The sequence below is a fragment of the Anaerosporobacter sp. genome (assembly GCF_031551385.1).
GTDB lineage: Bacteria > Bacillota > Clostridia > Lachnospirales > Lachnospiraceae > Anaerosporobacter.
This window is the reverse complement of sequence record NZ_JAVBNS010000066.1, coordinates 1-7,107: the sequence shown is the minus strand read 5'-3', so window position 1 is coordinate 7,107 and position 7,107 is coordinate 1. Positions and strand designations below refer to the sequence as shown.

The following is a 7,107-nucleotide window of genomic DNA, read 5'->3' as shown; positions in this document are numbered from 1 at the left end:
GAAAACTTATATGACAGAATGTAAACTCACTTGTAAGTTTGTGAATGGCATTATACAAATCAATGGATTCATCATGCATGTTATGAATACTACTTCGAATACTATCCATTCCTCCAGAGATAGAATCTCTAAGGCTTGTTAATGTTTCTTTTGTAATATCTTCTTTTGTTATTGTAAGTAAAGCACCTATTTGTAGTAGTGATCTTGATAGCAAATGTCCAATATTATCATGTATTTCTTTAGAGATACGATTACGCTCACTTAACATGGCAGCAGTAATTTCAATATCTTGATTCTCAAGTAATGTTTGATTCTGTTTCTCAAGTATGATTTCTAATTCTTTCGTATCATCACGAAGATGATTGTATTCATTAACTAAAGTAGTCTCTTTTTCCGATTTGTATTTGATAAGTAAGCCTGTTGCCATCATAATGCAAAAGATAAACAGTTTATCATTATAATAGAATTCAAAGTTAATAATAAAAGGTATTATTGCAAACACAATTGTTGAATATAACTCTGTTGTAAATATATCATAAAGCATAATAGGTAGATAATATAGTAAAATAGGGAAAAACGAGCTAACTACTAAATATAAAACGAAAATACCGATATGAATTTGTTTCTTGTCTGTAGAAGAGCAGATACACGTAAAGATAACCGTAAGAAGAAAGTACACAATGGAGTACGTATTATTAAAACATAAAAAGCAAAATGTGCCACTTAAAGCCAATAAAACTAGTTTATCAATAATCTCTGTCAACGTTGTATACTCCTTCCTTAATTGTTTGTTTAGCGTACTTGTGTATGATAGGTTTTGAATGCAAAACTTTGTAGGTTTTCATAGCTTCTTCGTTGCTGTAGGTTACTGAGTTTTGCATGGCAAGGTTATTGATACACAAGTCAGGGGAAAGTGTTCAATAAAAACTTCCAAGTTTTAAATAGCAACCTAGATTGAATCATTTATCTAGTATAATCTTTTAATGTGAGAAATACGTTCGAGAATTTCTTCTTCCACTATACCATTTGCATATTAAAATCTCAATAAAAATTATAAGATATGTTGGCTGAAAGGTTAAAATATTACAATTGTCATATTGATACATGACGACGTACACTAGAGAGATTTTTACTATTGTGGTATAGTTTGTTAAGAGTGTTTATTGGTAACTATTCAGAAGGTAATAACGCAACACATGTGTATGTTTTGCGTTATTTCAAAGGCTTTTGTAGTTATCTATGAAGATTTGGAGGGTAAAAGGTTGTATATAGTTGATGATGAATACTTGAGAATATTTATTCGTTCAATATCTAGCCTGTACTTGTGTATTAAAAATGTAAATCAGCAAAACTTAATTATCAAAATCTGCTTCTTCGCTGCTGTCCTAGGACTAAGAAACGATAGCGAAGCACCTATAGTACTTCTTAGTGTGTACATAAGTAACCTAGGAAGGCGAGGCAAGGACGCCGAGCCAGCCTGAGCTGAGGCAGGATGCCGAATCGAAGGCGGTTCCGTACCATTTGAGTAGCTATCCATACACACTTAGAAGTTCTTAGGTGCATAGCGTGTTTCGTGTTCTAGGACAGCAGCAAAGAAGCCAGAAAATGTATCAAAGTTTTGCAGGGAAAACATATAAGACACAAGTACATCTATAAACTATAAACGAATAAATGTTCTCAAGTATTCATTCCAAAGAATAAAAAAACCTTTTACCCTCCGAATCCAATATAAGTAGATGGAGGGGAATTGTATGATAGTTAAAGTGAGTAATTTGGTTAAGAGGTATGACAAACTTGTGGCTATAGATCATCTTAATCTTGAGATACAGGAGGGTGAGATATTTGGATTGCTTGGGCCGAATGGTTCAGGGAAGTCTACGACGATTAATTGTATCTTGTCATTGTTAAAGTATGATAAAGGAACGATAGATATCTTTGGTAAGCCAATGAAGCCGGATGCTTATGATATAAAAAGAGATATTGGGATTGTAATGCAGGATGTTGCTGTGTTTAATGAACTAAGTGTGTATGATAATGTTTACTACTTCTGTAGTCTTTATGTGAAAGATCCGAAGGAGATTCGTAGATTGACAGAGGAAGCAATTGAATTTGTGGCATTAGAGGACTTTAAGAAGTTTTATCCTAAGAAATTAAGTGGTGGCCTTCTTAGAAGATTAAATATAGCGTGTGGTATTGCACATAAACCGAAGTTGATTATACTTGATGAGCCTACTGTAGCGGTAGATCCGCAGAGTAGAAACAAGATACTTGAAGGAATTAAGAAATTAAATGAAGATGGGGCAACCATTATATATACAACACACTACATGGAGGAAGTGGAACAACTCTGTGATCGTATTGCAATTATAGATAAAGGGAAAGTAATTGCAAGTGGTACGAAGGAAGAGTTAAAGAATATGATTTCTCTTGGAGAGATTATCACACTTGAGGCATATAACTTGCCAAAAGAACGAATTGAAGAGATTAAGAATATTCCTAATGTAGCAAGTGTTGCTTATAATGGACAGAATATCGTTATTAAATCCAATAAGGGAAAGAATAATTTGATTCATATCCTTAATTATTTTGAAGAGAATAAGATTTCTATGGGTAAAATATATTCGGAACTTCCTACACTGAATGATGTGTTCCTTGAAATTACAGGAAAAGAATTGAGAGATTAATGAAAGAGAGAGGGTGGAAGTTATGGTATTTAGATTATATTTTACGAGAATAAAATGCCTCTTTCGTGACAAGCAGAATGTATTCTGGTCGGCATTGTTTCCGATTTTCTTATCATTTGTATTTAGTTTGGCATTTTCAAATCTTGATAGTGAAGGAGAATTCACAACAATTGATATTGCTATTGTTGAAGCAAATGAGCAAAGTTATATATTAGATGCTGCGATGGGAGCTAAATTTAGCGAAGATGTAACGATGTTTCAGATACAGCAAGTTAATGAAGCAGAAGCAAGAGCGCTCTTGAAAAAAGGAGAAATAGTAGGTTATATTGTTGATGGTGAAAAACCAGCGTTATATATTGGTGGGTCAAGTATTGAAGCTACGATTCTAAAGTCATTTGTGGATAACTATCTACAGACAATGAAGAAGGTTATGCTAGTGGAAAGTACAAACCCAGAGAAAGTACAAGATGTAATTAATGCATCTATGAAGAGCGTAGACTATATTAATGATGAAAATGTGGCAGAAAAATCACCAAAAGGAACATTAATTTATTTTTATGCATTACTTGCGCTTGCATGCTTATATGGAAGTAATTTTGGAATTGCAGAGATTAGTGATATACAAGCAGATAAGTCAGCAAAAGGAGCGAGAATAAATGTTGCACCTGTTCATAAATTAAAGTTACTGATTTGCAATATTTTCGCGGCGATTACAGTGCAGGTACTGTGTGTACTTGTGGCAATTACTTTTATGATATATGTATTATCAATAGATTTTGGTATGAGGGTTGGACTTCTAGCACTTACCTGTGTGCTTGGAAGTATATGTGGTGTTACATTCGGTGCAATGTTACGTGCTGTTATTAAGAAGAACGAGAAAACAGTTAGTGCAATTTCGAATGCAACAGTATTACTATTATCATTTTTTGCGGGACTTATGAATCCTAACATAAAATTTATCATAGCTGAGAATATACCATTTGCAATGAAGATTAATCCAGCAAGTTTAATTTCAGATAGTTTTTATTGCCTCTATTACTTTGATTCACTTGAGAAGTATTGGACAAATATATTGTGTATGCTACTTGTGACAGTTGCATTTATTGTAATCACATATTTCGTAACAAGGAGGAGACAATATGCAAGTATTTAATGGATATATCAAAGTATTAAGACGATCAATAACTTCATTATTCATATATATAGGAGTATTTGCAGTACTTTTGGTAATCTTCTCGAATTCAAGTAATAATTCCACAAGCGGAACATTTGAGGCAACGAAAGTAACAACGGCATTTATTAATAATGACAAGGATAGTGCATTAGTAGCTGATTTCAAGGAATATCTAGAAGGATATTGTGAATTCATTGAAATAGGAAGTGAGAAGGAAGAGTTGCAAGATGCTTTGTTTGTTCGAAAAGTTGAGTATATTATAACGATTGATGAAGGATTCGAACAGCGATTTCTGGAAGGAAAAGTCGTTACTGTTGATAAGATGAGTGTACCAGATTCACAGAATGGTTTTTATATAGACAATGCAATTAATATGTATTTTAATACATTAAAAACATATACAGATACAATGTCAGAGCTTTCGTTACAAGATTTATGTAAACTGACAAGAGATACATTAAAAGAATCAGTGACAATTAATTTGATACAGGAAAAGAGTGAAGCAGATGCAGTGCAGTACTATAACATATTCTTTAACTTTTTATCGTATGTAATGGTAGGGGGATTCACAGCTTGTATTGGCAGTATCATGTTAGTATTCAATGATGTGAAGATAAGAAGACGTAATGTAGTAGCTCCAATATCGAATAAAAAAGCAAATTTACAGATGGTACTTGCTAATTTTATCTTTGCAGTTGCGTTTTTTGTAATTATGCTTGCGCTTGGTATTGCAGTTAATCCAAATAAAGTTGTTACTGTTGGAATTGGTCTGAATATATTGAATTCCTTTGTATTTTTGTTCTGCGCATTAGCAATCAGTTATATTATTGGATTGACAGCGAAATCAGAAAGTGTAGTAGGTTCCCTATCGACAATAATTTCTCTTGGGCTTGCATTTCTAAGCGGGGCTTTCGTACCACAATACCTATTGTCTGATACCGTAATTAGGATAGCAAAGTTTACGCCAAATTATTGGTTTGTATGTGTGAATGATAAAATAGCGGAAATTACTACATTTACAAAAACAAACGTAATCGAATTGCTTGGCTATATGGGAATTCAGCTCATGTTTGCAGGGGCGCTATTTAGCATTGCAATTGTAATTAGTAAGAAAAGAAGTCAAAGAGCAGAATAAAAGTTACACGAACAAATAAAACACTTGATTTTGTACATTTTTTCGATATAATATACAGTGGTAAATACGTAAATTTAATTAAGGTTGTTGCAGATGAATCGATTAGCATTTATCATGTAACAACCTTAGTTCGAGACAATAGAAAGTTGAAAGGCAGTGTCGTGAGTAGAGTAGCGGCAGGCGTAGGTAGGTGTAAAAATGAGTATATTAAATGTAACCAATCTTAATCATGGATTTGGAGACCGTGCAATCTTTAATAATGTGTCATTTCGTTTACTAAAAGGGGAACATATTGGACTTGTAGGTGCAAATGGAGAAGGTAAGTCTACCTTCATGAACATAGTAACTGGAAAATTAATGCCAGACGAAGGGAATGTAGAATGGTCTAAAAATGTGCGTGTAGGATATCTAGATCAACATGCGGTACTTACGAAAGGAATGACAATTCGTGATGTATTAAAATCAGCATTCTCCTATCTTTTTGATTTAGAGGCAAAGATGAATGATTTATGTAATCAAATGGCAGATGCAGATGAAGATGAGCTTGCTACAATGATGGAGGAGTTTGGTGTTATTCAAGATACCCTAGACGCCCATGATTTCTATATTATTGATTCTAAAGTGGATGAAATTTCGAGAGCATTAGGATTAGATGCCGTTGGACTTGATAAAGATGTTACAGATTTAAGTGGTGGACAAAGAACAAAGATTTTACTTGCAAAATTATTATTAGAGAAACCAGATATCCTTCTTCTTGATGAGCCTACAAACTACTTGGATGTTGTTCATATTGAATGGCTAAAACGTTACTTACAAGAATACGAGAATGCATTTATATTAATATCACATGATATTCCATTCCTAAATAGTGTTGTTAATCTTATCTATCATATGGAAAATGGGGAATTGAATCGTTATGTAGGTGACTATGATAAATTCTTAGAAGTTTATGAAGTAAAGAAATCACAATTAGAAGCTGCTTATAAAAAGCAACAGCAAGAAATCGGTGAGTTACAAGATTTCGTAGCGAGAAATAAAGCTAGAGTTTCAACTAGAAACATGGCAATGTCAAGACAGAAGAAGTTAGACAAGATGGATGTAATCGAACTTGCGAAAGAGAAACCAAAGCCAGAGTTTAATTTTAAAGAAGCTCGTGCAGCCAGTCGTTATATATTCCAAACAGAACATCTTGTAATTGGATATGAAGAACCGTTATCCAAACCAATTACGCTTGCTATGGAACGTGGTGAGAAATTAGTTCTTACTGGTGCAAATGGTATCGGTAAGTCAACATTATTAAAGAGTATATTAGGATTTATTCCACCACTAGAAGGAAAAGTTACATTAGGAGATTATCTATACAAAGGTTACTTTGAGCAAGAGATGACAGGTGCGAAAAACAACACTTGCATCGAAGAAATCTGGAAAGAGTTTCCTTCCTATACACAGTATGAAGTGCGTTCTGCACTTGCAAAATGTGGACTAACTACAAAACATATTGAGAGTCAAGTTCGTGTACTAAGCGGTGGTGAACAAGCAAAGGTTCGTCTTTGCAAATTAATCAATGTAGAGACAAACATCTTATTACTAGATGAGCCGACAAACCATCTTGATGTAGAGGCAAAAGATGAGTTAAGAAGAGCATTGAAAGCATACAAAGGAAGTATTCTTTTAATTTGTCATGAACCTGAATTCTACGAAGATTTTGCAACAAAAGTAATCGATTGTTCGAACTGGTCTACAAGAATTTAGTCGAATTTCAAGATTTAAGTAAATAAATTAATGACAATACGTTTTATTTTGACAAAATACACAAGCTATACAATTTCGATATGAATTATATAAAATTGATATAAAAAGTTGACATGACATGTTGTGTGGATTATAATCTAACAATAAAGAATAGGTCTTATACGTGGATTCCACAGAAAGTATAGAGGTGTATATATAATGAAGAATTTTAGTAATTTTAATGATTTTAGTAGAAAAGAAAATTTACATTTTGAATCAAAAGCTGTTCATGGTGCACTTGGAAATGATCCAATCACAGGAGCTGTAAGCTTTCCAATATATCAAACATCAACATTTCGCCATAAGGCATTAGGACAATCTAC

General features: G+C 33.3%; 5 protein-coding genes. 4 read left to right on the top strand and 1 reads right to left on the bottom strand.

The features are described from left to right. On the bottom strand, window positions 1-763 hold a 763-nt coding region (locus tag RMR19_RS06945), incomplete at its 3' end, for a histidine kinase dimerization/phosphoacceptor domain-containing protein (protein ID WP_310602774.1). 988 nt (window positions 764-1,751) lie between these two features. On the opposite strand from RMR19_RS06945, the gene RMR19_RS06940 reads away from it, so the two are divergent. From RMR19_RS06940 to RMR19_RS06925, 4 genes are all read left to right on the top strand, one after another. Further along, complete coding sequence (locus RMR19_RS06940; RefSeq protein WP_310602773.1) at window positions 1,752-2,684, top strand: ABC transporter ATP-binding protein; 933 nt, start codon at window positions 1,752-1,754, stop codon at window positions 2,682-2,684. Between the two features lie 22 nt (window positions 2,685-2,706). Beyond that, the gene (locus RMR19_RS06935) at window positions 2,707-3,837 is read left to right on the top strand and encodes an ABC transporter permease (protein WP_310602772.1); all 1,131 of its coding nucleotides are present in this window, start codon (window positions 2,707-2,709) and stop codon (window positions 3,835-3,837) included. Continuing rightward, on the top strand, window positions 3,824-4,993 hold the full coding sequence (locus tag RMR19_RS06930; RefSeq protein WP_310602771.1) for an ABC transporter permease: 1,170 nt from the start codon (window positions 3,824-3,826) through the stop codon (window positions 4,991-4,993). The genes RMR19_RS06935 and RMR19_RS06930 overlap by 14 nt, the downstream gene beginning before the upstream one ends. A gap of 198 nt (window positions 4,994-5,191) precedes the next feature. Beyond that, entirely contained in the window at window positions 5,192-6,745 is a 1,554-nt protein-coding gene (locus tag RMR19_RS06925; RefSeq protein ID WP_310602770.1) for an ABC-F family ATP-binding cassette domain-containing protein, read from the top strand. Window positions 6,746-7,107 lie beyond the last annotated feature (362 nt).

What these genes read in the sequence shown, in the direction of transcription:
- RMR19_RS06940 (WP_310602773.1), top strand. Translation starts at nt 1,752, where the DNA reads ATGATAGTTAAAGTGAGTAATTTGGTTAAGAGGTATGACAAACTTGTG.
- RMR19_RS06935 (WP_310602772.1), top strand. Translation starts at nt 2,707, where the DNA reads ATGGTATTTAGATTATATTTTACGAGAATAAAATGCCTCTTTCGTGAC.
- RMR19_RS06930 (WP_310602771.1), top strand. Translation starts at nt 3,824, where the DNA reads ATGCAAGTATTTAATGGATATATCAAAGTATTAAGACGATCAATAACT.
- RMR19_RS06925 (WP_310602770.1), top strand. Translation starts at nt 5,192, where the DNA reads ATGAGTATATTAAATGTAACCAATCTTAATCATGGATTTGGAGACCGT.